The 25500-nt window shown below is 72.6% G+C and carries 23 protein-coding genes; 10 read left to right on the forward strand and 13 right to left on the reverse strand.

Features of this window, described 5'->3' with window-relative positions; all coding sequences use genetic code 11:
* Nucleotides 1-87 precede the first annotated feature (87 nt).
* Together allB and ABZ234_RS31320 are read right to left on the reverse strand one after the other, a co-directional pair.
* Nucleotides 88-1437, reverse strand: coding sequence for an allantoinase AllB (gene allB, locus ABZ234_RS31315; protein WP_355014420.1), 1350 nt, complete (start codon nt 1435-1437; stop codon nt 88-90).
* A 6-nt stretch (nt 1438-1443) separates the two neighbouring features.
* A complete protein-coding gene (locus ABZ234_RS31320; protein WP_355014421.1) occupies nt 1444-2745 on the reverse strand; it encodes an aldolase in 1302 nt (433 codons plus the stop codon).
* Nucleotides 2746-3039: 294 nt separating this feature from the next.
* Here ABZ234_RS31320 and ABZ234_RS31325 point away from each other — a divergent pair, with 294 nt between their 5' ends.
* Entirely contained in the window at nt 3040-3774 is a 735-nt protein-coding gene (locus tag ABZ234_RS31325; protein ID WP_267945977.1) for an IclR family transcriptional regulator, read from the forward strand.
* 59 nt (nt 3775-3833) lie between these two features.
* Here ABZ234_RS31325 and era read toward each other — a convergent pair whose 3' ends face one another.
* The 6 genes from era to ABZ234_RS31355 form a co-directional block, all read right to left on the reverse strand.
* Nucleotides 3834-4802 carry a GTPase Era gene (gene era / locus ABZ234_RS31330; RefSeq protein ID WP_267945978.1) on the reverse strand — a complete coding sequence of 323 codons (969 nt, stop codon included), beginning with the start codon at nt 4800-4802 and terminating at the stop codon, nt 3834-3836.
* Nucleotides 4803-4811: 9 nt separating this feature from the next.
* Entirely contained in the window at nt 4812-5156 is a 345-nt protein-coding gene (locus ABZ234_RS31335; RefSeq protein ID WP_267945979.1) for a cytidine deaminase, read from the reverse strand.
* Complete coding sequence (locus tag ABZ234_RS31340) at nt 5153-6559, reverse strand: hemolysin family protein (protein WP_344180844.1); 1407 nt, start codon at nt 6557-6559, stop codon at nt 5153-5155. The genes ABZ234_RS31335 and ABZ234_RS31340 overlap by 4 nt, the downstream gene beginning before the upstream one ends.
* Nucleotides 6559-7044, reverse strand: coding sequence for an rRNA maturation RNase YbeY (gene ybeY, locus ABZ234_RS31345; protein WP_267945981.1), 486 nt, complete (start codon nt 7042-7044; stop codon nt 6559-6561). The genes ABZ234_RS31340 and ybeY overlap by 1 nt, the downstream gene beginning before the upstream one ends.
* A 143-nt stretch (nt 7045-7187) precedes the next feature.
* Nucleotides 7188-8315, reverse strand: a complete 1128-nt coding sequence (locus tag ABZ234_RS31350; RefSeq protein ID WP_344180846.1) for a PhoH family protein — start codon at nt 8313-8315, stop codon at nt 7188-7190.
* 323 nt (nt 8316-8638) lie between these two features.
* On the reverse strand, nt 8639-8989 hold the full coding sequence (locus tag ABZ234_RS31355; RefSeq protein ID WP_267945983.1) for a histidine triad nucleotide-binding protein: 351 nt from the start codon (nt 8987-8989) through the stop codon (nt 8639-8641).
* Between the two features lie 322 nt (nt 8990-9311).
* Between ABZ234_RS31355 and ABZ234_RS31360 the strand changes: the two genes are divergently transcribed.
* Both ABZ234_RS31360 and ABZ234_RS31365 read left to right on the forward strand, forming a co-directional pair.
* Nucleotides 9312-9842, forward strand: coding sequence for a SigE family RNA polymerase sigma factor (locus tag ABZ234_RS31360; protein ID WP_267950473.1), 531 nt, complete (start codon nt 9312-9314; stop codon nt 9840-9842).
* A complete protein-coding gene (locus ABZ234_RS31365; RefSeq protein ID WP_355014422.1) occupies nt 9839-10576 on the forward strand; it encodes a hypothetical protein in 738 nt (245 codons plus the stop codon). Before ABZ234_RS31360 ends, ABZ234_RS31365 begins: the two co-directional genes overlap by 4 nt.
* 204 nt (nt 10577-10780) lie before the next feature.
* On the opposite strand, the gene ABZ234_RS31370 is transcribed toward ABZ234_RS31365, so the two are convergent.
* Genes ABZ234_RS31370 through hrcA form a run of 3 tightly spaced genes read right to left on the reverse strand, consistent with a single transcriptional unit; the run spans nt 10781 to nt 13672 of the window.
* Nucleotides 10781-11518: a 16S rRNA (uracil(1498)-N(3))-methyltransferase gene (locus tag ABZ234_RS31370; RefSeq protein WP_355014423.1), complete on the reverse strand. Its 738-nt coding sequence runs from the start codon at nt 11516-11518 to the stop codon at nt 10781-10783.
* On the reverse strand, nt 11515-12654 hold the full coding sequence (gene dnaJ / locus ABZ234_RS31375) for a molecular chaperone DnaJ (RefSeq protein WP_267945986.1): 1140 nt from the start codon (nt 12652-12654) through the stop codon (nt 11515-11517). The genes ABZ234_RS31370 and dnaJ overlap by 4 nt, the downstream gene beginning before the upstream one ends.
* Before the next feature lie 4 nt (nt 12655-12658).
* Nucleotides 12659-13672 (reverse strand): heat-inducible transcriptional repressor HrcA, encoded by a 1014-nt coding sequence (gene hrcA, locus ABZ234_RS31380; RefSeq protein WP_267950474.1) that lies wholly within the window; start codon nt 13670-13672, stop codon nt 12659-12661.
* 175 nt (nt 13673-13847) lie between these two features.
* Between hrcA and ABZ234_RS31385 the strand changes: the two genes are divergently transcribed.
* The 3 genes from ABZ234_RS31385 to ABZ234_RS31395 all read left to right on the forward strand — a co-directional run bounded on the left by ABZ234_RS31385 (nt 13848) and on the right by ABZ234_RS31395 (nt 16776).
* Complete coding sequence (locus ABZ234_RS31385; protein ID WP_355014424.1) at nt 13848-14720, forward strand: DUF3097 domain-containing protein; 873 nt, start codon at nt 13848-13850, stop codon at nt 14718-14720.
* 167 nt (nt 14721-14887) lie between these two features.
* Nucleotides 14888-16033, forward strand: a complete 1146-nt coding sequence (locus tag ABZ234_RS31390; RefSeq protein WP_355014425.1) for a DUF4870 domain-containing protein — start codon at nt 14888-14890, stop codon at nt 16031-16033.
* Between the two features lie 47 nt (nt 16034-16080).
* Nucleotides 16081-16776: a DUF4870 domain-containing protein gene (locus ABZ234_RS31395; protein WP_355014426.1), complete on the forward strand. Its 696-nt coding sequence runs from the start codon at nt 16081-16083 to the stop codon at nt 16774-16776.
* A 76-nt stretch (nt 16777-16852) separates the two neighbouring features.
* Here the strand turns inward: ABZ234_RS31395 and hemW are convergent, their stop codons facing one another.
* Both hemW and ABZ234_RS31405 read right to left on the reverse strand, forming a co-directional pair.
* On the reverse strand, nt 16853-18085 hold the full coding sequence (gene hemW / locus ABZ234_RS31400) for a radical SAM family heme chaperone HemW (protein WP_355014427.1): 1233 nt from the start codon (nt 18083-18085) through the stop codon (nt 16853-16855).
* Nucleotides 18086-18326: 241 nt separating this feature from the next.
* The gene (locus ABZ234_RS31405) at nt 18327-19418 is read right to left on the reverse strand and encodes a LacI family DNA-binding transcriptional regulator (RefSeq protein WP_355014428.1); all 1092 of its coding nucleotides are present in this window, start codon (nt 19416-19418) and stop codon (nt 18327-18329) included.
* A gap of 96 nt (nt 19419-19514) precedes the next feature.
* Here ABZ234_RS31405 and ABZ234_RS31410 point away from each other — a divergent pair, with 96 nt between their 5' ends.
* The 4 genes from ABZ234_RS31410 to ABZ234_RS31425 all read left to right on the forward strand — a co-directional run bounded on the left by ABZ234_RS31410 (nt 19515) and on the right by ABZ234_RS31425 (nt 25288).
* Nucleotides 19515-21116 (forward strand): glycoside hydrolase family 13 protein, encoded by a 1602-nt coding sequence (locus ABZ234_RS31410; RefSeq protein WP_355014429.1) that lies wholly within the window; start codon nt 19515-19517, stop codon nt 21114-21116.
* A gap of 403 nt (nt 21117-21519) precedes the next feature.
* Nucleotides 21520-22767, forward strand: coding sequence for an extracellular solute-binding protein (locus tag ABZ234_RS31415; protein WP_355014430.1), 1248 nt, complete (start codon nt 21520-21522; stop codon nt 22765-22767).
* Nucleotides 22768-22769: 2 nt separating this feature from the next.
* Nucleotides 22770-24383, forward strand: a complete 1614-nt coding sequence (locus ABZ234_RS31420) for an ABC transporter permease subunit (RefSeq protein ID WP_355014431.1) — start codon at nt 22770-22772, stop codon at nt 24381-24383.
* Nucleotides 24383-25288 carry a sugar ABC transporter permease gene (locus ABZ234_RS31425; protein WP_355014432.1) on the forward strand — a complete coding sequence of 302 codons (906 nt, stop codon included), beginning with the start codon at nt 24383-24385 and terminating at the stop codon, nt 25286-25288. The genes ABZ234_RS31420 and ABZ234_RS31425 overlap by 1 nt, the downstream gene beginning before the upstream one ends.
* Nucleotides 25289-25500: the final 212 nt, after the last annotated feature.

Below are 25500 nucleotides of genomic sequence, written 5' to 3' on the forward strand. Positions count from 1 at the left end.
CACGGGTCCGAGGGGGCCGCCCCGCCCCGGCCCCGGAACGGGGAGGGACGGGGGCGGCCCCCTCGGACCGTCGGCCCCGGGGCCGGCTCAGTCCCGGAGCAGCATCCGCCCGGCCGCGCCGGACGGGCCGACGTCCTCGCCGCGCAGGACGGTGCGCCGCACGCGCCCCACGAGGTCGGCGCCGTCGTAGGGGCTCACCGGGTTGCGGTGCCGGAGCGCGCGCACGTCCACCCGGAAGGACTCCTCGGGGGCGACGACCGCGAAGTCGGCGTCGTGGCCCACCCTGATCGCGCCCTTGTTGCGCACCCCGGCGACCCGCGCGGGCGCCGAGGACATCCAGCGCACCACGTCCACCAGGTCCACGCCGCGGCGGCGCGCCTCCGTCCACACGGCGGCGAAGCCCACCTGGAGCCCCGAGACCCCTCCCCAGGCGGTCCCGAAGTCGCCGGTGTCCAGGTCCTTCAGGTCGGGGGTGCTCGGTGAGTGGTCGCTGACCACGCAGTCGATCAGCCCGTCCCGGAGCGCCCTCCACAGGAGGTCCCTGTTGGCGGAGTCCCGGATGGGCGGGCAGCACTTGAACTGGGTGGCCCCGGCGGGCACCGCCTCGGCCTCCAGGGTGAGGTAGTGCGGGCAGGTCTCCACCGTGAGCGGAACACCGTCCGCCCGGGCCTGTGCGATCAGCGGGAGCGCCGAGGCGCTGGACAGGTGCAGGATGTGCGCCCTGGTGCCCGTGCGCCGCGCCACCTCGATCACCCTGGCGATCGCCGCGTGCTCGGCGGTGTCGGGGCGCGACGCCAGGAAGTCCGCGTAGTCGCGCCCGGAGGCCGGCGGGGCGGTCTCCAGCACGGCCGGGTCCTCGGCGTGCACGATGATCCTGCCGCCGAACTCCCCGACGGCCTCCGCCGCCGTCAGCAGCTCCTCCGGGGAGAGGTGGCCGAACTCGTCCACCCCGGACGGGGACAGGAAGGCCTTGAAGCCGAAGACGCCCCTCTCCCAGAGCGCGGTCAGCTCCTTCGTGTCCCCGGGGCGGCTGTTCTCGGGAACGGCCCCGCCCCAGAAGCCCACGTCCACGGCGAGCTTGCCCTCGGCCGCGGCCCGCTTGGCGTCCAGGCCCGCGACGGTGGTGGTGGGGGGCACGCTGTTCAGCGGCATGTCGAGCAGGGTCGTGACGCCGCCCAGGGCGGCGGCCCCGGTGGCCGAGGCGAACCCCTCCCACTCGGTGCGCCCCGGTTCGTTGACGTGCACGTGGGTGTCGACCAGCCCGGGCAGGAGCACCTCGTCCTCGGCGAGGGTGATCTCCCTGCGGGCGATCAGCGGCGCCCGGTCCCCGACGAGGACGTCCACCACGCGGCCGTCGCGCACCCCGACGGTGACGGACCGCTCCCCCTCGGGGGTGACGGCTCTGCGGGCGCGTACGGCGAGATCGTGTCGCGTCATGTGTCCCTACTCCTGTCCGACGCGTCGTGTGGCCAGGCCGACCAGGGTCGCGGTGTCGGCCCCGGACGCCTCGGCCACCTCGGTCTCGTCCAGGGCCCCGCAGCGCACCCCGCTGACCAGGGCCGCGGCGAGGGCCTGGGCGGTGGCCGGCTCGTCCAGCACCCCTCCCGCGACGGCGCCGAGGTAGGCGCGCAGGCGGGCGGCGGCGGGGGCGAAGGCCTCCCGGTAGAAGGCGTAGGTGGCCAGGTAGCGGGTGACGAGCTGGTGCGGGTGCAGGTCCCACCCCTGGTAGAACCCGCGTTCCAGGGATCGGCGGACCAGGGAGGCGTGCAGTCTCCACGCGGAGCGCACCTCCTCCGGGGAGCCGACGGGCAGCACGTTGGTGGACCCGTCCGACAGCCACACGCCCGTGCCGGCCGCGGCCACCTGCATGACGGCCTTGGCGTGGTCGGCGACCGGGTGGGCCATGCTCTGGTACGCGGCGGTGACCCCGCACGCGGCGCTGTAGTCGTAGGTCCCGTAGTGGAGGGCGCTGACCCGGCCCTGCCCGGCGTGGATCATGCGGGCGACCGCGGCGGTCCCGTCGGGGAGCAGGATCGACTGGGGGGTCTCGATCTGGAGCTCGAAGCGCAGCCTCCCGGCCTCCAGGCCGAGGCGCTCCTCCAGCTCGTCGGTGAGCCACACCATGGCCTCGACCTGCTCCACCGAGGTGATCTTGGGCAGGGTGAGGACCAGGTTGGCGGGAAGCCCCCCGTTCTCCTCCATGAGCGTGACCAGGAAGAGGGCGAGACTGCGGGCGCCCCGGGCCCGCCCGGCGGCCTCCATCCCCTTCATGCGGATGCCGAAGTGGGGCGGGGCCTGCCCCGCGGCGAGGTCGGCCGAGAGGGCACGGGCCGCGGACACGACGTCGGCGTCCTCGGCCTCGTCGCCCCGGTCCCCGTAGCCGTCCTCCAGGTCGGCGCGCAGGTCCTCGACGGGCTCGGCGGCCAGCTTGTCCGCCAGCCGGGGGAGGATCTCGGCCACCGCGGCCACGTCGGTCCCCGTCGCCTCCGCCAGGTCCGCGGCCGTCGGCGCGTACTCGGCCAGCGAGGCCGCGGCGTCCTTCCCCCACTCGGCGGCGAGGCCGGGCCGCACCCGGTCCGCCGGGACGTACACGGTGTGCACCGGCTGCCGGGCCCCGGAGGAGCCGGGGTAGGCGAGGGCGAGCCTGGCGTCCGCGTCGGCGAGGCGCGCGTTCAGCCCCGCGGTGAGCACGTCCAGGGCGAGATCGGGCGCCGGGCGACGGCTTTCGGACCGGTCCTCTTCCACGTGTGTGTCCTCTCCGAAGCGATGTTTTTCCTATCGTGGATGCTAACTTTTGCAATCCGGAAGAACAAGAGAGACCATGGGGAAGTCCGGACCGCCCGGACCACAGCGGCCCCAGAACACCCGGACAGCCGGTTTCGCCCGTGCTATAGAAGACACTGATGCCGAGAACCCTTTTTCGTATCGCAGAAGCAAGAGCCTGAACCCACGCCACAGCCCACGGGAGCGCGTCCGTTGTCAGTCCCACAGACCTCTCTAGTCACCGACGAAGCGGGCAAACGCGAACGCTCCGGTGGTGTGCAGTCGCTCGACCGCGCCTTCTCCCTGCTGGAGATCATGGCGGAGGCGGGCGGCGAGACCTCGCTGAGCCAGCTGGCCGAGTCCTCCGGCCTCCCGCTCCCGACCATCCACCGCATCATCCGCACCCTGGTGGGCAACGGGTACGTGCGCCAGCTCCCCTCCCGCCGCTACGCGCTCGGCCCCCGGCTCATCGGCCTGGGCGACAAGGCCTCCCAGATGCTCGGGACCTGGGCCAGGCCGCACCTGGCCCAGCTCGTGGAGGACCTCGGGGAGACCGCGAACCTGGCCATGCTGGACGGCGACAAGGTCATCTACGTGGCGCAGGTCCCCTCGCCGCACGCCATGCGCATGTTCACGGAGGTCGGCCGCCGCGTGCTGCCGCACTCCGCCGGGGTGGGCAAGGCCCTGCTCTCCCAGCTGAGCGACGAGGAGGCCCTGGCCACGGTGCGCCGCACCGGGATGCCCGCGGCCACCGACCGCACCATCACCGAGCCCGAGCGGTTCGTCACCGAGCTGCACAGGGTCCGCGACCAGGGGTTCGCCATCGACGACGGCGAACAGGAGATCGGGGTGCGGTGCGTCGCGGTCCCGGTCGCGGGCGCCCCGTCGGGCATGGCCGTGTCCGTCTCCGGTCCGGAGGCCCGCGTCAGCTGGGAGTTCGTGGAGCGCGCCGCGCCCATCGTGCAGCACTGCGCGACCATGCTCGCCACGGACCTCAACAACCAGTCCTGACCCGGCCCGGGAACGGCGGAAGGGGCGGACCGGCCGGTCCGCCCCTTCCGCACGGGTCGCTACGTCTGCTGGTCGAAGCCCAGCTTGCGCAGCTGCTTGGGGTCGCGCTGCCAGTCCTTGGCCACGCGCACCCGCAGGTCGAGGAACACCCGCTGGCCCAGCAGGCCCTCGATCTGCTTGCGGGCCCGTGAGCCCACGTCGCGCAGGCGCGAGCCCTTCGAGCCGATGACGATGGCCTTCTGGCTGGGGCGCTCCACGTACAGCGACGCGTAGATGTCCACCAGCTCCTTGCCCGGCCGGGTGTTCTCCCGCTGGAACATCTCGTCCACGACCACGGCGATGGAGTGCGGCAGCTCGTCGCGCACGCCCTCCAGGGCGGCCTCGCGGACCAGCTCCGCCACGAGCATCTCGTCCGGCTCGTCGGTCAGGTCGCCGTCCGGGTACAGCGGCGGCCCCTCCGGCAGGTGCGAGGACAGCACGTCGGTGACGGTGTCGAGCTGGAACGCGCCCTGCGCGGACACCGGGACGATGTCGGCCCAGTCGCCCAGCTCGTCCACCGCCATCAGGTGCTTGCCCACGGCCTCCTTGTCGACCAGGTCGGTCTTGGTGACCAGGGCGACCACCGGGGTGTTGCGCTGTTCCGCCAGCTCCTTGGCGATGTAGGTGTCGCCCCGGCCGATCGGCTCGTTCGCGGGCAGGCAGAAGGCGATCACGTCCACCTCGACCAGGGTGGACCGCACCAGCGAGTCCAGCCTCTCGCCCAGCAGGGTGCGGGGCTTGTGCAGGCCCGGGGTGTCCACGATGATCAGCTGGGAACCGGGCCGGTGGACGATACCGCGCACCGTGCGCCGCGTGGTCTGCGGCCGGTTGCTGGTGATCGCCACCTTCTGCCCGACCAGCGCGTTCATCAGCGTGGACTTGCCCACGTTCGGGCGGCCCACGAAGCAGGCGAAGCCGCTGCGGAAACCCTCCGGGTGGGAGGGGGCCGGCAGCGGGACGCGCAGCTTCTCGAGGTCGAGGTCGTTCATGGGTCCTTCTCAGCGCCGGGTGATGCTCGCGGGCACCCCGTCAGGGGCGGCGATCACCACCACCTGGGTCTTCAGGTCGTCCGCCACCGCGCGGTCGTCCTCGGTCAGTTCCTTGGCCTCGGTGACGACCACCGCGGCCTCCAGCGCGGAGGCCTCGCTGGAGGCGGCCGCGGCCACGGCCGCCTGGAGCGCCGTCAGCCGGAGGGAGGGCAGCGACACCGTCGTGGCCACGTACGTGCGTCCCGTCTCGTCGCGCACCGCAGCGCCCTCCGCCGCCGCGTTGCGGGCCCGGGAGGCCCGCGCGAGGGTGATGAGCTTGCCGTCCTCGGGTCCGAGCCCCGTCGTCTCCGTCACTGGTCCGTGCTCCTTACGTCCTCGTTGCGGCCCCGGTCGTCCGGCGCCCCGGCCCCCTCTTCGGGCAGCCGCTCCACCAGGACCGTGGTCATCCGGTTGCGGCGGCTGCTCTTGCCCTCCAGGGTGAGCCTCAGTCCAGCGTATTCGGCCCGGGCCCCGCCGACCGGCACCCGGCCCAGCACGAACGCCACGAGTCCGCCGACGGTCTCCACGTCGGGCACGTCGAGGTCCTGGTCGGGGAAGAGCTCGTCGAGCTCGCCCAGGGGCAGGCGGGCCGTCACCCGCACACTGCCGTCGTCCAGCCAGACCACCGGCGGGATCTCGTGGTCGTACTCGTCGGTGATCTCCCCGACGATCTCCTCCACGATGTCCTCCAGCGTGACGAGCCCGGCCGTTCCGCCGTACTCGTCGATGGCCACCGCGACGTGGTTGCGCTGCTGCTGCATCTCGCGGAGCAGCTCGTCGATGGGCTTGGTGTCGGGCACGTAGGACGCCGTGCGCATCACGTCGCCGGCGGTGAGCGGCACCTCCGCCCCGGCACTGCCCGCGGACGCCGCCCAGCGGTCGCGGAGCTGGTCCACCAGGTCCTTGAGGTAGACGATGCCGACGACGTCGTCCTCGTCCTCGCCGGTCACGGGGATGCGCGAGTACCCGCTCCCCAGCGCCAGGGTGAGGACCGCGTCGGCGTCGGCGTCGCGGCTCGTGAACACGATGTCGGGGCGGGGCACCATGACCTCGCGCACGGAGGTGTCGTCGAGTTTGAAGACGGAGTGGATCATCTGCCGCTCCTCGGCGTCGATCACCTCCCCCTGCTCCGCCAGGTCGACCAGCTGGCGCAGCTCCACCTCGGTGCTGAACGGCCCCTCGCGGTCGCCCTTGCCCCGCGGCGTGATCGCGCGCCCCGCGCCCACCAGGAGCTGGGCGAGCGGACCCACCACGACCTGGACCGGGTAGACCACCGCCGCGCTCGCGCGGGCGAACTGCCCGGCGAACTGGCGGCCGAGGATGCGCGGTGCTATGGCGATCAGCACGGACTCCACGACGACCATCGCCACCGCGGTCAGCAGCAGGGCGGGCCACCCCAGCCCCAGGAGGAACACCATCCCCATGGCCGCCGCGATGACCGCGCACACCTCGCACACCACGCGCAGGAACAGCAGCGCGTTGAGGTGGCGCGTCGGGTCGGCGGCGACCCTGCCCCAGCGGCGGTCGGCCCTGGCCGCCCGCTCCGGACCGGTCGCCTCGGGAAGGCCCACCGACATGACTCGCGTGATGGCGACCTCCGCCGCCACCAGGAACCCGGCCACCGCGGTCAGCACCAGCGCGATCACGAAGGCGGTGATCCACTCGGCGGGCTCCCCCGTGGTCATGGGGGCGACGTCGGGCCACATCAGGGGTCTCATCAGGAGCTCTCGTCCTTCGCGGACCCGGCGGACTCCCGCTCACGCCAGGCGGCGAGGATCTCGCCCTGGAGGCCGAACATCTCCTTGTGCTCCTCCGGTTCGGCGTGGTCGTAGCCCAGCAGGTGGAGGATGCCGTGGGTGCAGAGCAGGTCGATCTCCGCCTGTGTGCTGTGCCCGGCCTTCTCGGCCTGGCGCTCGGCCACCTGCGGACAGATGATCACGTCACCGAGGACGCCGGGCTCGCTGGTGCGCCCCGGGCCGCCGGGGCGCAGCTCGTCCATCGGGAAGGAGAGCACGTCGGTGGGGCCCGGTTCGTCCATCCACCGCACGTGCAGGTCGGTCATCGGCCCCTCGTCCACCAGCACGACGGACAGCTCGGCCAGGGGGTGGACGCGCATGGCGTCGAGCACGTGCCGGGCCAGGCGGGAGAGTCGCTCCTCGTCCACTGCGGTGACGCCGGACTCGTTGGCGACGTCGATACTCATCGGTTGCGGCTGCCTCACTTGGAATCGTCGCGGCCGGGCGGCGCGCCCGGCCGGTGGGTGCGCCGTCTGCGGCCCTCACCCGGGACACCCGAACCGGTGGGCCCGCATGCTCACGGACCCACCGGTGCGAACGCCGTACTACCTCAGTCTGCCCGCTCCCCGGGGCGGGTGCTCCCCGTCCCCGGGTCCTTCGGGGTGTCGGAGGGCTCGTCGCGCGGGGACGGGCCCCGGTCGCGGCCGCCCCCGGCGCGGCGGCGGTCCCCCCTGCGGTCGCCCTGACGGTCGTTCTGGACGGCGTCGTAACGCCCGTAGGCGTCGACGATCTTGCCGACGAGCTTGTGCCTGACGACGTCCTCGCTGGTGAGCCGGCAGAAGGCGATGTCGTCGATGTCACTCAGGATCGTCTCGATGGTCCGCAGCCCGCTGGCCTGCCCGCCGGGCAGGTCCACCTGGGTGACGTCACCGGTGACCACGATCCTGGAGCCGAAGCCCAGGCGCGTCAGGAACATCTTCATCTGCTCGGGCGAGGTGTTCTGCGCCTCGTCCAGGATGATGAAGGAGTCGTTCAGGGTCCGGCCCCGCATGTACGCCAGGGGCGCGACCTCGATCGTCCCGGCGGCCATCAGCTTGGGGATGGAATCGGGGTCGAGCATGTCGTGCAGGGCGTCGTAGAGGGGCCGCAGGTAGGGGTCGATCTTGTCGTAGAGCGTGCCCGGCAGGAAGCCCAGCCGCTCACCGGCCTCCACCGCGGGACGGGTGAGGATGATCCGGTTGACCTCTTTGTCCTGGAGCGCCTTGACCGCCTTGGCCATGGCCAGGTAGGTCTTGCCGGTGCCCGCCGGGCCGATGCCGAACACCACGGTGCTGCGGTCGATGGTGTCGACGTAGCGCTTCTGGTTGAGCGTCTTGGGCCGGATGGTCTTGCCGCGGTTGGACAGGATGTTGGTCGTGAGCACGTCCGCGGGCCGCTCCGAACCGGGCGCCGCCAGCATGTGGACCATGCGCTCGATGGTGTCGGGGGTGACGTGCGTGCCGCTCTTGGCGAGTTCGATCAGCTCCTCGACGAGACGGACCACCACGGCGGTCTCCTCGGGGGTCCCGCTGATGGTGAACTCGTTGCCTCGGACGTGGATGTCGCTCTCGAAGGCCCGCTCCAACGCCCTGAGGAGTTCGTCCCCCGAGCCCAGCAGGCTGATCATCGTGTGCTCGTCGGGCACCACGACCTTGACCTGAGTGTCCCGTCGCGGGTGCGTGTGCGTTGTCTCGGCCATGGTGTGGCCTTGCGGCCGCTGTCCTACCCTTCGCTCGGGCGCCGCCCGCCTGGACGGGCGCGGCGTCTCCTGGACGGCCCCGGCACCGTGCGGGGCGCCGGGCGGGGCTCCGCGCCGGTGTTCCACAGGAGTCCCACCGGGCTCTGGAAGCCCACACCCCGAGTCTACCAAGGCGTCCCCGCCCCGCTCGATGGGTTATCCGGCGCCTGTGGACGGGGCCGCGCGGGGCCTGACGGGGCCGGTTCCGGCAGCGGCCGGGCGCGGGTCCCGGACGGTCCGGGCCCGCGCCCTGTCCGGAACGGTCCGGGGCCCGGGACCGGCCCCTACCCGGGGGGCCAGTTGAGGCCGCGGCCGCCCAGGAGGTGGCCGTGGAGGTGGAAGACCGTCTGCCCGGCCCCGCTGCCGGTGTTGAACACCAGGCGGTACCCGGTGTCGGCGACGCCCTCGGCCACGGCGACCTCGTGTGCGTCCCGGACGATCTCGTCCAGCAGCCCGGCGCCGGCGGCGGCAGCGGCAGCGGCGTCGGGGTGGTGGTCGCGCGGGACGATCAGCACGTGTGTGGGCGCCTGGGGGTTGATGTCGCGGAAGGCGAGGGTCCGCTCGCCCTCCCGGACGATCTCGGCGGGCACCTCCCCCTTCACGATCTTGCAGAAGAGGCAGTCCTCATGGGCCATCGCGAACCTCCGTGGTGTGTTCGCGGCCGCCGGAACGGCCGCCGTCTGGGGGTTGTCCCGGACCATGATGCCGCAGGTCGGCGCCGGGCGGCCCATCCCGGGAAGGCCGCCGGCCGCGGTCCGGGAGCCCGTTCGGCAACGGCCTCCGTCCCAGGCGCGATAGGCTTTCCACCCGTGCGCGTCGGGTCGTCGGAAACGTCCGCCCCGGCCCGGTACCCACGTGTTCGGAATGAAACGCGCGTCTACCTGGAAAAGAAGAGGTATGCCCTTTCGTAAACCCCGCGACAAGGGTGTGCGTCGAACTGACGTGACGACAGAAACCATGGTGGCCGGAGCCCCCACGGCCCCGCTCTCGGTGGAGTGGGACGCCGACCACGCCGTGACGGAGCTCTACAGGGAGCACTACCGTCCGCTCGTTCGGCTCGCATCCCTTCTCGTCCGCGACCACGCGACCGCGGAGGAAGTCGTTCAGGACTCGTTCGTCGCGATGCACGGCGCCTGGCGCCGGCTGCGCGACCCGAACAAGGCCCTGTCCTACCTCCGCCAGGCGGTGGTGAACAAGGCCCGGTCCGTGCTCCGCCACCGGGCGGTGGTGGAGAAGCACGCCCCCAAGGCCCTCCCCGACGCCCCCAGTGCCGAACACGGCGCCCTGAACCTGTTGGAGCGGGAGGCGGTCATCCGTGCCCTGCGCAAACTACCCACCCGTCAGCGAGAGGCCATCGTGCTCCGGTACTACGGCGACCTGTCAGAGGCTCAGATCGCGGACGCCATGGGGATCAGCCGGGGCGCGGTGAAGAGCCACACGTCCCGTGGCATCTCCTCGCTCCGCTCTGTTCTGGAGCAGACGACATGACCGGTCCGACAGATCCGACCGACGACGCCTTCGAGGACCGGCTGCGCCAGGTCCTCATGGCCGAGGCGAGCACGGTGGAGCCCTCTCCGGAGGCCCTGAACCTGATCCGCGAGCGCACCGAGCGCAACCGCGGCTTCGCCTGGTTCGGCCTGCCCTGGCTACGACCGGTGGCGGCGGTGGCGGGGGCCGTGATGATCGCCGCCTCCGTGGTCGTGTCCAGCCCCCAGGTCCGCGACCAGGTGCTGGAGTTCGTCCCGGCGGGGGCCGATCGCCACGGCGCCCCTCCCGAGCACGACGCGGACGGCGGCGGCGTGGCCGCCCCCGACCCGTCCTCCGACTCCACCGAGGGGAGCACGCAGCAGCCGGCGGAGCCGCCTCGGGACCCCGAGAGCTCACCCAGCTCCGGCGAGGACGAGGACCCGGCCGAGGAGGGCGTCGAGACCGCGTCCACCTGCTCTCCCCCCGCGGACGGGCCGGCGCCCTCCCCCAGCGCCTCCGCGGAGGAGAAGGACGGCGGCGCCTCCGCCTCCGAGGAGGAGTGCGACCCGAGCGAGGAGCCGACCGACGGCGAGGCCGGCGGCGGTGACGAGAGCGGCAGCGGCGGTGGCGGGGAGGCCCCCGGCGCCGGCAGCGGGGACGAGGGGGCCGGCGGCGGCGGTGAGGAGACCTCCGGCGGCGGTTCCGGCAGCACCGGCGGCGACGCCACCAGCAACCGGGCCGTGCCCGGGGAGTGACACGCGGGCCCGGTGCGCCGGGTCCGACGACGGAGGCGGCCGGGGGGATCCCCCCGGCCGCCGCCCCCGGTGCCGGGGGCGGGGGCCTCCCCCCGGGGGCGGGGGGCGCCGGTCCCGTCGGGTGCGGGGGCGGGGGGTCCCCCCCCCCCCGCCTCCGTCGTTCCGTCGGCGGTGTGCCCGCTCCCGGCCCCGTGCCCCTCGCCGCTACCAGCGCCCGGTGCGCGCCTGGAGCACCGCCAGGGCGGCGACCCCAGCGGTGGAGGTGCGCAGCACGCTCTGTCCCAGCAGGGCCCGCACGGCGCCCGCCGCGGTGAACGCGTCGAGCTCGGCGTCGGAGAACCCGCCCTCGGGGCCGACCACCACGACGATCCCCGGACCGTCGCCCGAGGGCAGGTCCAGTTCGGCCAGGCGTCCGGCCCCGTCCTCGTGCAGGACCACGCCCAGGTCGGCTCCGGCCAGCAGCCCGGCCACGGCGGACCGGTCCGCGAGGTCCTCGACCAGGGGCAGCCGCCCCCGCCGCGCCTGCTTGGCCGACTCCCTCGCGGTGGCGCGCCACTTGGCCAGCGCCTTGGCCGCCCGGTCGCCCTTCCAGCGGGTGACGGAGCGCTCGGCGGCCCAGGGCACGATCGTGTCCACCCCGGCCTCGGTCATCATCTCCACGGCCAGTTCGCCGCGGTCGCCCTTGGGCAGCGCCTGGACCACGGTCAGGCGGGGACGCGGCGCGGGTTCCTCCCGGCGCTCCACCACCGTGCAGACGACGTGGTCCCTGCCCACGGCGGACACCGTGCACCGGGCACGCAGGCCGAGACCGTCGGACAGGTCGACGGTCTCGCCCTCCCTGATGCGCCGCACGACCGCGGCGTGGTGCCCCTCGGGGCCGTCCACCGTCACCCGGTCGGCCGCCAGTGCGGCGGTCCCGACCAGGAAGACGGGGGGTGTCACTTCGCGCCGAAGGCGTCGCGGAGCTTGGCGAAGAGGCCGCCGTGCCCGGGGCTGAACCGCCCCGGGGACTGGTCCTCGCCGCGCAGCTCGGCGAACTTGCGGAGGAGGTTCTCCTGCTCCTCGTCGAGCTTGCCCGGGGTCTCCACGTCGACGCGGATGCGCAGGTCGCCCCGGCCTCCCCCGTCCAGGTGCGTGACGCCCTTGTTGGACAGGGTGATGACGTGGCCGGAGTTGGTGCCCGGCCGCAGATCGATGTTCTCGGTCCCGTCCAGGGTGTCGAAGGCGAAGGACGCGCCCAGCGCGGCGGCCGTCATGGGGACCGTCACCGTGCAGTGCAGGTCGTCGCCGCGCCGCTCGAAGGTCGGGTGGGGACGCTGGATGATCTCCAGGATGATGTCGCCGCGCGGGCCGCCGTTGGGGCCGACCTCACCCTCTCCGGCGAGCTGGATCCGGGTGCCGTCGTCGACGCCGGCCGGGATCTTGACGGTGCGGGTGACCTTCTCGCGCACCCGGCCCTCTCCCGCGCAGTCGCCGCAGGGGTTGGTGATGACCGAGCCCTGGCCCGAGCACTGCGGGCAGGGGCGGGAGGTCATGACCTGGCCCAGGAAGGACCTCGTCACCTGGGAGACCTCGCCCTGGCCGTGGCACATCTCGCACGTGGTGCGGTGCGAACCGGCCGCGGTCCCCTCGCCCTGGCACGTCTCGCACAGGATCGCGGTGGGGAAGGTGATCTCCTTGCTGACCCCGAACGCGGTCTCCACCAGGTCCAGTTCGACCCGGATCTTGATGCTGCGCCCGCGCCGGACCCGTTCCCGGGGGCCGCGCCCGCCGGGCTGGCCGCCGCCGAAGAAGGCGTTCATGATGTCGTCGAAGGCGAACCCGCCCCCGCCGCCGAAGCCTCCCGCGCCGCCACCGCCGGGAGCGTAGGGGTCCTGGCCCATGTCGAACATCCGGCGCTTGTTCTCGTCGGAGAGGACCTCGTAGGCCTGGGTCACCTCCTTGAAGCGCTCCTGGGTCGCGGGGTCGGGGTTGATGTCCGGATGGAGCTCGCGCGCGAGCCTCCGGTACGCCTTCTTGATCTCGTCCTTGGACGCGTCGCGACGCACCCCGAGAACCTGGTAATAGTCTCTGGCCACTGAGTTACTGTCCTGCCAAAATCTGTCCGACATACCGAGCCACGGCGCGTACCGCTCCCATTGTTCCCGGATAGTCCATCCGGGTGGGCCCCACGACACCGATCTTGGCGAGCGACTGGTTTCCCACACCGTAGTCGGCCGAGACGATGGAGGTGGACCGGAGACCCTCGTGGAAGTTCTCCGCGCCGATGCGCACCGTGAGCATTGACGGGTCCTTCGCCTCACCCAGCAAACGGATGAGGACCATGTTCTCTTCCAGCGCCTCCAGGACGTCCCGCAGGCTGGCGGCGAAGTCCACGGCGGCGAGGTTGGCCGTCCCCGCGAGGACGATCTTCTCCTCGTGCCGTTCGACGAGGCTCTCCAGCAGGACGGAGAGGACGGCCACCGCCATCTGGCGGTGTTCGGGCGGGACCTGCGCGGGCAGGTCCTCCACCGCGTCGGGCACCTCTCCGAGGTGGAGACCGGAGATGGCGCGGTTGAGCATGGAGCGCAGGTCGTTGACCGCGGTTCCGTTGACCTCGCCGAGGCCGTCGATGACGCGCTGCTCGACCCTGCCCGTGTCGGTGATCACGACCATCATGACCCGCTGGCCCCCCAGGGGGACCAGCTCGACGTGCTGGACCGAGGAACGGGTCAGCGACGGGTACTGCACGATCGCGACCTGGCGGGTGAGCTGCGCGAGGAGCCGCACGGTCCGCGCGACGATCTCGTCCAGGTCCACCGCTCCGGCGAGGAAGGACTCGATGGCGCGGCGCTCCGGCGCCGACAGGGGCTTGACGGAGGAGAGCCGGTCGACGAAGAGCCGGTACCCCTTGTCCGTGGGCACGCGTCCCGCGCTGGTGTGGGGCTGGGCGATGTACCCGTCCTCCTCCAGCGCGACCATGTCGTTGCGGATGGTCGCGGGAGAGACCCCGAGCCTGTGCCGGTCGGCCAGCGCCCTGGAGCCGACGGGCTCGTTCGTGTTGACGAAGTCCTCCACGACCGCTCGCAGGACAGCGAGCTTGCGCTCGTCCAGCAACTCGCCACCTCCTGGCACTCCGGGGTCCTCAGTGCTAATTCTATGCCCGGCCGCAAACCCGGACGGCTACCCCTCGGCGGTAACACCGGCGGAGGCGCCGGATCTTCCCTCCGGAGCGGCGACGTGCGCCACGGCGCGGATGAACCGACACCCTCCCCCAGTAGACTGCACGACCGTGGCTACCAAGGGAACCGGCCGCTACGGCCGCGACGTGCTCGCAGGCGACTGGCGGCTGCCCCGCAAGGGGGCCGTGCGCGAGGTCGCCCTGAGTCGGGACCTGGTCGTGGAGGACGCCGACGAGGCCTTCTGCGGAGCGGTCGTGACGTGGGACAGGTCCAGCGTGACCCTGGAGGACCGCGCGGGGCGCCGCAGGGTGTTCGACCTCGGCCCGGCCGCCTTCCTGCTCGACGGGAGACCCGTGACCCTGGTGCGCCCCGCGCCCGCGCCGCGGGGACCCCTGCGGAGCGCGTCCGGCTCGGTGGCGGTGCCCGGGGCCGCCGCGCGCACGGCGCGGGAGAGCAGGATCTACGTGGAGGGCGCGCACGACGCCGAGCTCGTGGAGAAGGTCTGGGGCCACGACCTCCGCGTCGAGGGGATCGCCGTCGAGTTCCTGGAGGGCGTCGACGACCTGCCCTCGATCGTGGCGGACTTCTCCCCCGGCCCGGGCCGCCGCCTGGGGGTCCTCGTCGACCACCTGGTCCCCGGGTCCAAGGAGAGCCGGATCGCCGAGCGGGTGCGCGGGGAGCACGTGCTGGTCGCCGGCCACCCCTACGTCGACGTCTGGCAGGCGGTGCGCCCGGGCGCAGTGGGGATCGGGGCCTGGCCGGAGGTTCCGCGCGGGCGCCCCTGGAAGGAGGGCGTCGTCGAGGCCCTCGGGTGGCGGCTGGAGACCGGTGAGGCGTGGCGCAGGATCCTCGGGTCGGTCCGTACCTATGCTGATCTGGAGCCCTCGCTGCTCGGACGCGTGGAGGAGCTCATCGACTTCGTCACGGGGCCCCATCCGGACGAGCCCGGGGACCCGTCGTCGGGTCGGGGCGCCCACCCGTGACCGGGCCGTTTTCGCGCCGGTACGGCCCCAGGACCTAGGATTCTGCCCAGGGCGCGGTCCGGACACCCGGTGTCCGGCGCCGCGGTCGCCCGCCTCCGGCCCCGCGCGGTCGTCGGTACGAGCGAAAGTACAAGAACCGCCACTCATGAGCGGAGCCAAGGAAGAGCATGAGCGAGACCCCGACGAACCCCCCGTCCCCGGAGGACCCCGACCAGGACCGGCAGCCCGGGCAGCCGGACGGCGGGCAGCAGGAGTACGGCCCCCGGGGTGAGGGCCGACCGCAGCAGCCCGGGTACGGGCAGCCGTCGGGCGGCCTGTCCCCGTACGCCCCGCAGCCCGACCAGGCACAGCCCCCGTACGGACAGCCCTCGGGCGAACAGCCCGCGTACGGGCAGCCCTCGGGGGCCCAGCCCGCGTACGGACAGCAGCCCCACCCCGGCCACGGACAGCCCTCCGGCGGCCAGTCACCCTACGCCCCGCAGCCCGACCAGGCACAGCCCCCGTACGGACAGCCCGGCTACGGACAACCGCCCCAGCAGCCCTACGGCGGGCCCCCGGCACAGCCCGGTTTCGCCCCTCCCGGCGGAGAGCAGCAGGCCCACGGGCACCAGCCCCCGCAGCCTTACGGCGGGCCCGCGTACGGGCAGCCCTCGGGGGCCCAGCCCGCGTACGGACAGCAGCCCCACCCCGGCCACGGACAGCCGACCGGCGGCCAGTCCCCCTACGCCCCGCAGCCCGACCAGGGCCACCAGGACTACGGTCTGCAGGCACAGCAGCCCTACGGGCACCCCCACCAGGCACAGCCCCAGCAGCCCTACGGCCGACCGGCCGGCGGCCCGCAGGGGTACGCCCCCCAGCCCGACCACGCGCAGCACCCGCAGGCCTACGGACATCCCCAGCAGCCGCAGTACCCCGGGGCGCAGGCAGCCCACGGCCAGCCGCAGCCGCCCGCCCAGGGGGGTGACAACAGCACGCTGGTGGCCATGCTCGCCCACCTCTCGGGCTTCGTGATCGCCTGCTTCGGCTGGATCCCGCCCCTCGCGGTCTACCTCGCCAAGCGCAACCAGTCGCCGTTCGTCCGGCACCACGCCTCGGAGGCGGCGAACTTCCAGATCACGCTGCTGATCCCGTACGTCTTCGCCTGGGTCGTCTTCATCGGTCTGGGTATCTTCTTCCCAGGACTGTCCTGGATCGGATCCCTCCTCATCGCGGTCGTCTGGATCGTGTCGATCGTGTTCGGGGTCATGGGCGCCAACAGCGCCAACAAGGGGACCTGGTACCGCTACCCGGTCAGCATCCGCCTGCTGAAGTGAGGCCGTCCCGAAGCACGGTCCGAGCGAGTCCACCCGAAGGAACCACCATGTCGTACCCGAACAACCAGTCAGAGGACCCCTACGGCCAGGGGGACCCGACCGGCCGCGACGACGGCTCCGGGGGCCGGTCGGGCGGCTATCCGCCCCCCGGCGGTTCCGGCGGATACCCGCCGCCCCCTCAGGACCCCTCGGGGTACCCGGGCGGCGGCCACCCCGGACAGCCCGGCGGATATCCGCCGCCCGGCTACCCCGGACACCAGGACCCGGGCGGCTACCAGGGCCCGCCCGGCTATCCCGGGCAGCCCGGGTACCAGGAGCAGACCGGCGGCTACCAGCAGGGCGACTACCAGCAGGGCGGCTATCCGCCCCCCGGCTACCCGCCCCACGGGGGCTACGGCCAGTCGTCGGCGACGACCGGCCAGCCCAACTCCGAGGAGCGCACGATGGCGCTCCTGACCCACCTCAGCGGGATCGTGCTGGGCTTCCTCGTCCCGCTGATCATGTATTTGGTGAAGAAGGACGAGTCGCCCTTCCTCCGCCACCAGTCGGCGCAGGCACTGAACTTCCAGATCCTGCTGACCATCGGCTACGTCATCTCGATCCCGCTGTCGTTCATCCTCATCGGCGGGCTCCTGAGCCTGGTCCTGTGGGTGCTGGCCGTGGTGTTCGGCATCCTGGCGGGCACAGCGGCCAACCGCGGCGAGTGGTACCGCTACCCGGTCAACGTCGACTGGGTCAAGTAGCGGCGCGGCGCACGCCGCGGGAACGCCCGAGGGGGCCGGGCAACCTGCCCGGCCCCCTCGGCGTGCGCCCGGACCCTCAGGTGAGGTCGCGCACCACGGCGTCCGCGAGCAGGCGCCCACGGCGGGTCAGGACGGCGCGGCCCGCGCCGTGGGCGCCGGCCTCCAGCAGGCCCTCGGCGACGGCGCGCTCGGCCGCGGCGCGCCCGTGCGGCTCCAGCAGGTCCAGCGGGCACCCCTGCTCCACGCGCAGTTCGAGCAGGATCCGCTCGAAGCGCCGCTCCTCCCGTGTGAGCACCTCGCGGGCCTGGCCCGGGCTGTCGCCCGAGTTCAGGCGGGCGGCGTAGGCGGCGGGGTGCTTGACGTTCCACCAGCGGGTGCCGCCGACGTGGCTGTGCGCGCCGGGCCCCACGCCCCACCAGTGACCGCCGGTCCAGTAGAGGAGGTTGTGGGCGCTGCGCCCCTCGGGCGTGCGCGCCCAGTTGGACACCTCGTAGGCCGTGAACCCGGCCCCGGCGAGGACGTCGTCGGCCATCAGGTAGCGGTCGGCCATCGTGTCGTCGTCGGGCTCGGTGAGCTCGCCCCTGCGCACCCGGGCGGCGAGCCGGGTGCCCTCCTCGACGATCAGCGAGTAGGCGGAGACGTGGTCCGGGCCGGCGGAGACCGCGGCGTCGAGGGAGGCCCGCCAGTCGTCGTCCGTCTCGCCCGGCGTGCCGTAGATCAGGTCGAGGTTGACGTGGTCGAACCCGGCCTCGCGGGCCCATCCCACGCACTGCTCGGAGCGGCCGGGGGTGTGGCCGCGCTCCAGGACCTTCAGCACGTGCGGGCGGGCGCTCTGCATGCCGAAGGAGATCCGGGTGAACCCGGCCTCGCGCAGCCGGACCAGGTACTCGGGCGTGACGGTCTCGGGGTTGGCCTCGGTGGTGACCTCGGCCCCGGGGGTGAACCCGAACCGGTCGCGGACCGCGGCGACGATCCGGCCCAGGTCCTCGGCGGACAGCAGGGTCGGCGTGCCGCCGCCGACGAACACGGTGCTGACCGGGGGCCTCGCGCCGGACAGGACCCGGTCGGCCAGCGCGACCTCGGCGACGGCCTGGTCGGCGTACGTGGCGCGCGAGGCCGTGGCGGTCCCGTCCCGGGAGACGAGCTCCTCTGCGGTGTAGGTGTTGAAGTCGCAGTAGCCGCAGCGTGTGACGCAGAAGGGCACGTGGACGTAGAACCCGAGCGGCTGCCCGCCGAGTTCGGCGAGGGAGGCTTCGGGCAGTTCCCCGGTACGCGGTACGGGGTCGCCGTCGAGGGCAACGGAAGGCATGCCTCCAGTGTCACCGACACTGCGGCGTGCCCCGGCCGGACCGTCGCCGGGACGCGCCCCGGCCGGGGCGCGGGGCACGGAGAGATGGGACACAGGGACCGGCGCCGGGGCCTCCTCCGGCCCGGACTCCCGCCCGCGCGGGGCGGGGGGCGACGCAAGCGCGGCAGGGGTACTGCCGCGTCCGGGGACCGCGGGCGCCGTCGTCCCCGACGGGGGCGGTGCAGGGTCCGGCCCGGCCGGGTCAGGGGTTGGCGTGGGCGGGGGCCGGGGAGGCGGCCCGCTGCGGGAGGGGGCCGCGGGGAGGGTCCACCCGCCCGGACGCGCTCCCCCGATCGGGGGCGATGGCGGTGGAACCGCGCACGACCAGCTCCGGGTCGAACATGAACTCCGTGTGGGAGACGGGGTGCCCGGCGATCTCGTCGCACAGGGCGCGCGCCGCGGCCAGCGCCATCGCGTTGACCGGCTGGCGGACGGTCGTCAGCGGGGGGTCGGTGAAGGCGATGAGCTGGGAGTCGTCGTACCCGACGACGGAGAAGTCCTGGGGGACGCGCAGGCCCCGCTGGCGGGCGGCCCGGATGGCGCCGAGCGCCATCATGTCGGATCCGCAGACCATGGCGGTGACGCCGCGCTCGATCAGGCGCACGGCGGCCGCGTGGCCGCCCTCGACGCCGAACAGGGACAGCTCCACGAGGTCGTTCCCGTCGAGGCCGTGCCTGGCGAGGGCCTGGTGGTAGCCCTCCAGCTTGCGGCGGACCGGGACGTAGCGCTCGGGGCCGCTGGTGAAGCCGATGCGGGTGTGGCCCAGGGCCACGAGGTGGTCGACCGCGAGCCTTCCGGCCTCCCGGTCGTCCGCGGAGACGAACGCCGAGGGGATGGCCTCGGCGAACCCGTTGACCAGGACGATCGGAAGTCTTCGTGAGACCAGGGCGTGGTACCGCTCGTGCGGTGCGGTGGTGTCGGCGTGCTTGCCGGAGACGAAGAGGATGCCGGAGACGTTGCGCTCCAGGAGCAGCTCCACGTACTCGTCCTCGGTTATTCCGCCCGGGGTCTGGGTGCACAGCACCGGCGTGTACCCGCGCTGGGCCAGCGCTCCCTCGGCCGCCTGGGCGAACATCGGGAAGACCGGGTTCTCCAGTTCGGGGATGACCATGCCGACCAGCCCGGCCGAGCGCTGCCGCAGCCGTGCGGGACGCTCGTAGCCGAGGACGTCGAGGGCGGTCAGGACGGCCTTGCGGGTTTCGGCGCCGACCCCCGGCTTGTCATTGAGCACCCGCGAGACGGTGGCCTCGCTGACGCCTGCGTGCCGCGCGATGTCGGCAAGTCGTGGACCCATGGGCGTAACTCTAGTCGAGATCGCCGTCACATGGCCGAAAGTTCGGGGTAATCTTGCGCAAGAACTTGCAGTCGCCACAGGGAAGGACCCTCGAAGATGGAGCCTCAGTCTCGCTGGTGGCGTGAAGCGGCCATCTACCAGATCTACGTGCGCAGCTTCGCCGACTCCAACGGTGACGGGGAGGGCGACCTCACCGGTATCCGGGAGCGCCTCCCCCACCTGGCGGAGCTCGGCGTGGACGCGATCTGGCTGACCCCGTTCTACGTCTCCCCCCTCGCCGACGGGGGCTACGACGTCGCCGACTACCGCGACGTCGACCCCCGCTTCGGCACTCTGGAGGACTTCGACGCCCTCCTCGGCGCAGCCCACGACCTGGGCATCCGCCTGATCATCGACGTGGTGCCCAACCACTCCTCCTCCGCCCACGCGTGGTTCCGCGAGGCCGTCGCCGCCGAGCCGGGCGACCCGGCACGGTCCCGGTACGTCTTCCGGGACGGCAGGGGCCCCGACGGGGAGCAGCCCCCGAACAACTGGAAGTCGATCTTCGGCGGCCCCGCCTGGACGCGCCTCAAGCGCCCCGACGGCACCCCCGAGCAGTGGTACCTGCACCTGTTCGACCCTGAGCAGCCCGACTTCGACTGGACCAACCAGGAGGTGCACGACGAGTTCGACGACGTGCTCCGCTTCTGGCTCGACCGGGGTGTGGACGGGTTCCGCATCGACGTCGCGCACGGCATGGTCAAGGACCCGGCCCTGCCCGACATCGCCGAGGGCGCCAAGGCCGACCTGCTCGACGGCAGCACCACGCTGCCGTACTTCGACCAGGACGGCGTGCACGACATCTACCGGCGCTGGTCGGCGATCGCCGCCTCCTACCCGGGCGAGCGCGCGCTGGTGGCCGAGGCCTGGGTCGAGGACGCGAACCGGGTGGCCCGGTACCTGCGCCCGGACGAGCTGCACCAGGCGTTCAACTTCGAGTACCTGACCGCCCCCTGGGACCCGTCCCGCCTGCGGGAGGTCATCGACGGTTCGCTGGCCGCCAACGGCGCGGTGGGCGCGACCACCACCTGGGTGCTGTCCAACCACGACGTGACCCGCCACGTGACGCGGTTCGGCGGCGGAGAGCAGGGGCTGCGCCGGGCGCGCGCCGCGACGCTGCTCATGCTGGCCCTGCCCGGCTCGGTCTACCTGTACCAGGGCGAGGAGCTGGGCCTGCCGGAGGTCACCGACCTGCCGGACGACTCGCTCCAGGACCCGACCTGGGAGCGTTCGGGCCGTACCGAGCGCGGCCGGGACGGCTGCCGGGTGCCGCTGCCCTGGGAGGACGGGAGCGCGCCGTTCGGCTTCGGCCCGGAGGGGAGCACCCCGTGGCTGCCCGTCCCCGAGGGCTGGGGCGCCCTGTCGCGCGCGTCCCAGCGGGGTGTGGAGGGCTCGACCCTGGAGCTGTACACCAGGGCGCTCGGGCTGCGCCGTGAGCTGGACGCCCTGGGCGACGGCGCGATGACCTGGCTGGACGCCCCCGAGGGCGTGCTGTACTTCGAGCGCGAGCCGGGTGTGCGCGTCGCGGTGAACCTCGGCGGGGAGACCGCGGAGATCGCGGCGTCCGGCGAGGTGCTCGTGTCCAGCGGTCCGGTGGCCGCACCGGCCGACGGCTCCCTGGCCCTGCCGGCCGAGACGGCGGTCTGGCTGCGCGGCTGACGCCGTGCGGGCGGCGCCGGGCACCGGCGCCGCCCTTCCCCGCCCGCGGCCCCCGCCGCCCCCCGTACCCCTCCCCCGCACGCGGGCGCCCCGCCGCCGGCCCCGCACCCGCCGACCGCCCGCCGCCACGGCTCACGGCCGCATCGCACCCAATGGTGTGACTAAATGAGCGTTCATCACAGATATCATCATCAGGCGGTCACCGCGCGACTACCCCCGGCAGGCGATCACACGTCCGTTTCCGCGGTGTTTCCACATCTTTATGCAGCAGGACTGCAAAGCCTTTCAAAGCTTGCAAGTTATTGCTAACGTCACATCACCACGCATGCCCGCGACGGACCCGGGGCCACCGGCGAACCGCATGCGCGACCTCCTCAGCACGGCCTCCCGGAAGGAACACACCATGAGATTCCGCAGCGCACCAGTGGTGACAGGCATCGCCGCGATCGCCCTGATGGCGACCGCGTGCGGTGGCGGCGGTGAAGGCGGGGGCGACGACGCGTCGGCCGAGGGCGCCCTCGTCATCTGGTCCGACCCCGAGCGCGCCGACGCCATCCAGGGGGCCGCCGCGGAGTTCGCCGAGGCCAACGGCATCGAGGTCGACGTCCAGAGCCTGACCTTCGGCGATATCCAGGGCGACCTGCTCAACGCCCACCAGGCCGGGAACGCGCCCGACGTCTTCATCGGCGCCCACGACTGGACGGGAAACCTGGTGCGCAACGGCGCCGTCCAGCCCATCGAGCTGACCGGCGACAGCGCCGCGGGCCTGGACGAGACCTCGGTCCGGGCGCTCAACTACGACGGACAGCTCTTCGGTGTGCCGTACTCGCAGGAGAACATCTTCCTGATGCGCAACACCGAACTCGTTCCCGACGCCCCCGAGACCTTCGAGGAGATGGTCGAGGTCGGGACCGAGCTCAAGGACGCCGGTGACACCAGCGAGGTGCTCTCCATGGCCGTCACCCAGGAGGGCGACCCCTTCCGGATGAACGCCCTGTTCGGCTCCGCGGGCGGCTACCTCTTCGGCCAGGACGACGAGGGCAACTGGGACCCGACCGACCTCGGCGTGGGATCGGACGAGTCCATCGCCGCCATGGAGCGGATCGCCGAGTACGGCGAGGGCGGCGAGGGGGTGCTGCGGCGCTCCATCGACCTGGAGAACGACGCCGTCCTGTTCTACGAGGGCGACGCGCCCTTCTTCGTCGCCGGCCCGTGGAACATCGCCGACGCCGACGAGGCGGGGATCGACTACGCGATCAGCCCCATCCCCGGTTTCGAGGGCGAGGGTCCCGCCACCCCCTACATCGGCTACCAGGCGTTCTTCGTCACCGAGGGCAGCGCCAACAGCGCCCTCGCCCAGGAGTTCGTGACCAACTACGTCACGGACACCGACTTCATCCTCAGCCTCTACGAGGCCGACCCGCGCACCCCGGTCCAGCTGGAGGCCCTCGAGACGGTCTCCGCCGACGACCCCAACATCGCGGCGATCGCCGAGGCCGGCGCCGAGGGCATGCCGATGCCCTCCATCCCCGAGATGGGCGAGACCTGGGAACCGCTGGGCATCGCCCAGGCCGCCATCATCGGCGGCGCGGACGTCCGTGAGGCCATGGAGGCCGCCCACGAGACGATCGCCGACCAGATCGGCGAGTAGCGGTGGCGTCAAGGAAAACCGACACCGCGGGCGCCCCCGGCAAGGGGGCGCCCGCCCGCAAGGGCCTCCCCGGCGGCCGGTTCGCCGGCAACGGCTCGCTCGGCGGGCAGCTCGTCAAGATCTCCCTCCTCGGCCTGTTCACCGCCCTCGGCGTGTGGGCGGCCCTCCCCCTCTACGTGGCGGGCAACTGGCTGGGCATCGCCCTGGTCGCCGGCGTCGTCGCACTCGTCTACGCGGTCTACCTGTCCAAGCGCGCCGTCCCGGTCAAGTACCTGGTCCCGGGCGTGCTGTTCCTGCTCGCCTTCCAGATCCTGCCCGTGCTCTACACGATGAGCACGTCCGTCACGAACCTCAGCGACGGCCACCGCGGCGACAAGCAGCAGGCGATCGCCGCCATCGAGGCGTACTCCGTGAGCAGCCCCGACGGCGCTCAGGAGTACACGCTCACCGTGGCGGTCACCGGCTCCCCCGAGACCGGTGACCTGGTCTTCCTCCTGGTCGACGACGAGGGCTACGCTTACGCCGGCGACGCGGAGGGGCTCACGGAGCTCACCGGGGCGACCGTCGAGCCGTCGGGCAAGGTCACCGAGGCCTTCGGGTACTCGATCCTGACCCCCGCCGAGGTCAACGCCCGCAGCGAGGAGCTGTCGGAGTTCGCGGTGCCCTCCGGCAACGGCTCCGGCATCCGCTCCAGCGGCCTGTCGAGCGCGTTCGAGGGCACGGCCACCCGCGTCTACGACGAGGGGTGCGACTGCGTCACCGACTCCGAGACCGGCACGGTCTACCACGCCGACGACGAGCGCGGCGCGTTCTACGACGAGGAGGGGCAGCGCCTGGCGCAGGGCTGGCAGGTCGGCGTCGGCTTCGACAACTTCGCCCGGTTCCTGTTCAACCCCACCTTCGCGTCCTCGTTCTTCGGCATCCTGGTGTGGAACATCGCCTTCGCCGTCGCGGTCACCTTCCTGGTGTTCGTGGTGGGCCTGGCGGTCGCCCTCACCCTGCACGTCCCCAAACTGCGCGGCAAGGTCGTGTACCGGATCCTGGTGGTCCTGCCGTACGCGATGAGCTCCCTGGCGATGTTCCTGCTGTGGCGGGACATGTTCAACACCGACTTCGGGCTGTTCAACAGGATGCTGGGGCTGCAGGTCGACTGGCTGGGAGACCGGTGGAGCGCCCGGGCCGCGGTGATCCTCGCCAACGTGTGGCTGGGCTACCCGTACATGTTCCTGGTGGCCACCGGAGCGCTCCAGGCCATCCCCCGCGAACTCGGTCAGGCGGCGCAGATCGACGGAGCGGGCCCCTGGCAGGCGTTCCGCAACGTCACCCTGCCCCTGCTGATGGTCGCGATGACACCGATCCTGATCGCGACGTTCGCGTTCAACTTCAACAACTTCAACGCCGTGTGGCTGATCAGCCGGGGCGGCCCGTTCTCCCCGGACAACCCGACGGCCGGCGCCACGGACCTGCTCATCACCTACACCTACCGCCTCGCCTTCAACGAGGCCACCGCGGAGTACGGGTACGCGGCCGCGCTGTCGGTGATGATCTTCCTGATCGTGGCCGGGATGTCCGTGATCAGCCTCAGCCGGAGCAAGGCCCTCGAGGAGGTGGACTGATGGCGGTGCACGCCACCGGTACCGCGCGCACGCCCTACCGGCGCAGCGCGGGAACCCGGTTCTCCCTGTGGGCCGTCCGGCTCGGCTGGCGCCACCTGGTGATGCTGGCGGTCGTGGCCTTCGCGGTCTTCCCGGTCCTGTTCGTCGTCTCGGCCGCCCTCAACCCGCTGGGCACCCTGTCCAGTGCGCAGCTGTGGCCGACCGGGGCCAGTCTGGCCAATGCCCGCGACCTCTTCACGAACACGCCGTTCACCACCTGGTACGCGAACTCGCTGTTCTTCGCGGTCACCAACGCCGCCGCGACGGTGATGCTGTCCGCGCTCGCCGCGTACGCCTTCAGCCGCATGCGGTTCAAGGGGCGCAGGGTGGGGCTGGTGGGCCTCCTGGTCATCCAGATGTTCCCGCAGTTCCTGGCGATCGTGGCGATCTACCTGATGTTCACCACGCTGGGCGAGTACTACCCGGGGATCGGTTTCGACACCCGGTGGGGGCTGCTGCTGGTGTACCTGGGCGGCGCGCTCAGCATCAACACGTGGCTGATGAAGGGCTTCTTCGACACCGTGCCGAAGGAGCTGGACGAGTCCGCGCAGATCGACGGGGCCTCGCACGCCCAGGTGTTCTTCCGGATCATGCTGCCGCTGGTCACGCCCGTGCTGGCGATCGTGGGCCTGCTGGTGTTCATCTCCACCATCAACGAGTTCCTGATGGCGAGCGTGTTCCTGCGCGACACCGACGCCAAGACCCTGGGCCTCGGGCTCTACCAGCTGGTGTCCTCCCAGCGGAACGCGAACTTCGGGATGTTCGCGGTCGGCGCCATCATGCTGTCCCTGCCCACCCTGGCGGTGTTCTGGTTCCTCCAGCGCTACATCACCGAGGGTCTGACCTCGGGGGCCGTCAAGGGCTGAGGCCCTGGGTCACGGCCCGCCGCCCGTCCCGGGGGGCGGGGCGCCCGAAGAGCGGGCGCCCCGCCCCCGCGCCCGCTCCCGTGCCCCGGGACCGGGCGTACGCGGACGACGGAGGAGGGGCGCCCCCGCGGGGGCGCCCCCCCCCCCGCGGCGCGCGGCCCGGGGGGGTAGAGTGTGGTGGAGTGGGGCCCACCCCCCCCGGCCGGGGGGAC

Source organism: Nocardiopsis sp. NPDC006198 (assembly GCF_040613895.1).
GTDB lineage: Bacteria > Actinomycetota > Actinomycetes > Streptosporangiales > Streptosporangiaceae > Nocardiopsis > Nocardiopsis tropica.